This is a genomic window from Hydrogenivirga sp. 128-5-R1-1 (genome assembly GCF_000171895.1).
The window spans coordinates 1-3,092 of the sequence record NZ_ABHJ01000080.1 but is presented as its reverse complement, the minus strand read 5'-3'; the positions used below and the strand labels follow the sequence as shown (position 1 = coordinate 3,092).

Sequence of the window (3,092 nt, the reverse complement as noted above, 5' to 3'; positions counted from 1 at the left end):
AAGAAATAAAAATCCAGATACTCAAATAATTATGATTACAGCTTATGCATCTCCTGATACCGCTGTAGAAGCCATTAAAAGAGGCGCTATTGATTATATTTCAAAACCATTTGAAATAAGAGATATAAAAAAAATAATAAACACTGTAAAGAATAAATTAATCGCCCAGGCAAATCCTGAAGATTTTCCAGAATTTGAACTATTAGTAGGAAATTCAAAAGCAATATCTTTAATAAAGGAAAGTATCAGAAAAATAGCTCCTTATGATGTAAATGTATTAATAACAGGCGAAACAGGAACTGGAAAAGAGGTTGCAGCAAGAGAAATACACAATTTAAGTAAGAGGAAAGATAAACCCTTTATCGCAGTAAACTGTGCAGCCATTCCCCATGAGCTACTTGAAAGTGAGTTATTTGGATATATAAAAGGAGCTTTTACTGGTGCAGAGAAAAATAAAAAAGGTCTTATAGAAGAAGCTGAAGGTGGAACATTATTTTTAGACGAAATTGGAGAATTACCTTTAACTTTGCAATCAAAACTTCTAAGATTTTTGGAAACAAAAAAATTTAGACCTGTAGGTTCTACAAAAGAAATTTCTACAGATGTAAGGATAATATCAGCTACAAATAGAAATCTAAAGAAAGAAATAGAAGAAGGAAGATTTAGAGAAGACTTATATTATAGACTCTCCACTATAACATTACGAATGCCTTCGTTAAAAGAGAGAAAGGAAGATATACCACTTATAATTTCCCATATACTCAAAGAATTAAATCAAAAATATAACAAGAACATAACAAGAATCAGTCCCCAGTTTTTAGAGTATGTTAATAATCTTGAACTTAAAGGAAACATAAGAGAGTTAAAAAATATTATAGAAAAGTCTGTAATATTATCAGAGAATGATACTTTAAACCTATTTGAATTTGAGTTTGAATCAAATTTAAACTCTATATTCATAGATGACCCAAATAAAGGATTTGTTTTAAAATCATTCCCTGCGGAAGGTGTTAATTTAAAAAAAATAATGGAAGAAATTGAAAAAACAATTATATGGTATGTTTATGAAAAAACAGGAAGAAATAAAACAAGCAGTGCATCTAACCTTGGTTTAACGTTTAGAGAATTCAGATACAGATTTGATAAATATTTTCATTAAATTTCTGATATAATATTTGTTTTGAATTATTAAAAAGGAGGAATTTATAAATGGCGGTACCTAAGAGAAAAAAATCAAAAGCAAAAACAGCTATGAGAAAGGCTCAATGGTATAAAAGATTAAAAGTTCCTGGAATGTCTTTATGTCCAGAATGCGGACAGCCAAAAGCTCCTCATAGAGTATGTCCTCACTGTGGATATTATAAAGATAAGGAAATTATAGAGGTTGTGTAATTGTTTATAGCACTTGATACAATGGGGGGAGATTATGCCCCTGATTCTAATATAAAAGGTGCTATACTTTTTGCAAAAGAAACAAATATAGGTGTTTATCTGGTAGGTAATGAAAATATTTTAAAGCCTAAATTAAAAGAATACGGTGGTGAAGGCTTACCTATAGAAATTGTTCATGCAGAAGATGTAATTGAAATGCATGAACCACCTTCTATCGCTATAAGGAAAAAAAGAAATTCTTCTATGTATATAGCTGCCAAGCTTGTTAGGGAAGGAAAAGCTCAAGCGTTCGTTTCAGCTGGAAATACAGGGGCAGCTATGGCTGTATCTAAGTTTATAGTTGGAGCTGCTCCAGGAATAGAAAGACCCGGTATAGCTGTAGCATTCCCAACAAAAAAAGGAAAACCTACAGTTTTAATAGATGTTGGAGCTAACGTTGACTGTAGACCGAGACATTTAGTATATTTTGCAGTAATGGGTCATACCTATGTAAAAGAAATACTTAAATCTTCTGACAATCCAAAAGTTGGAATACTTAGCATAGGCGAAGAAGAAGGAAAAGGAAATGAGCTTGTAAAAGATACATATCCCCTGTTAAAAATGTCAAACTTAAATTTTGTAGGAAATGCAGAAGGAAGAGATATATTTACAGGCGATTTTGATGTTATCGTTTGCGATGGCTTTGTTGGAAACGTTGTTCTCAAAACAAGTGAAAGTCTTGGAACTATTATTGTTGAAATGATAAAACAAGAAGTTGAAAAAAGCTTAGTTTCAAAAATTGGAGCAGCTTTAATGATGCCTGCTCTTAAAAGATTTAAGAAAAAGGCAGACTTTGCAGAATACGGCGGGGCACCACTGCTTGGAACAAAAGGAACATGTATTATAACCCATGGAAGAGCTGACGAAAGGGCAATAAAAAATGCCTTGAAAGTTGCTTCTGAATTTGAAGAAACCCATTTTAATGATATTCTATCAGAAAACATAAAAGAGCTTCTTCCAACTCCACTTTTAGAGGTTTAGATGGGAGTTCAAATAAAAGGTATCGGGATGTATGTCCCTCCCAGAATTATAACAAATTTTGATTTGGAAAAAATTTTAGACACATCTGATGAATGGATAACAACAAGAACTGGTATAAAAGAAAGAAGAATAGCAGAAGAATGGGAAAAAACAAGTGATTTGGCAAAAAACGCAGCTGAGGAAGCCATAGCTGTTGCAGGAATGGATAAAAAAGATATAGAAGCTGTAATAGTGGCTACATCTACCCCTGACATGATATTTCCTTCCACTGGGGCACTTCTTGCAGATAAGCTTGGGCTTAAAAATCCTATGGCTTTTGATATTTCAGCAGCTTGCAGTGGATTTATATACGCCCTTACAATTGCAAGCTCCTTTATAAAATCCGAACAATTCAAAAACGTTTTAGTAGTAGGGGCTGAGGTATTTTCTCAAATAATTGACTGGCAAGATAGGTCTACAGCTGTAATTTTTGGAGATGGGGCAGGAGCTGTTGTTTTATCTAAAACAAACTCTGAAAGTGATATACTTTCTGCTGTAATGCATTCAGACGGCTCACACTGGGGTTCTCTTTACTGCCCAGTAGGTGAAAAACTTAAAATGAAAGGAAGAGAAACATTTAAACTTGCAATCAAGTCAATGGAAACAGCTTCAAAAAAAGCTTTAGAAGAAGCTGGGCTGAC

General features: G+C 33.2%; 4 protein-coding genes. All 4 read left to right on the top strand.

What is annotated here, in order from left to right; all coding sequences use genetic code 11:
• Positions 1-1,159 (top strand): sigma-54 dependent transcriptional regulator (locus HG1285_RS05125; RefSeq protein ID WP_008288470.1); only part of this gene is annotated, 1,159 nt, incomplete at its 5' end.
• 50 nt (positions 1,160-1,209) lie between these two features.
• Positions 1,210-1,392: a 50S ribosomal protein L32 gene (rpmF, locus tag HG1285_RS05130; RefSeq protein ID WP_008288469.1), complete on the top strand. Its 183-nt coding sequence runs from the start codon at positions 1,210-1,212 to the stop codon at positions 1,390-1,392.
• Complete coding sequence (gene plsX, locus HG1285_RS05135; protein ID WP_008288468.1) at positions 1,393-2,412, top strand: phosphate acyltransferase PlsX; 1,020 nt, start codon at positions 1,393-1,395, stop codon at positions 2,410-2,412.
• Positions 2,413-3,092, top strand: a 680-nt coding sequence (locus HG1285_RS05140) for a beta-ketoacyl-ACP synthase III (protein ID WP_008288467.1), incomplete at its 3' end; no start/stop codon positions are given.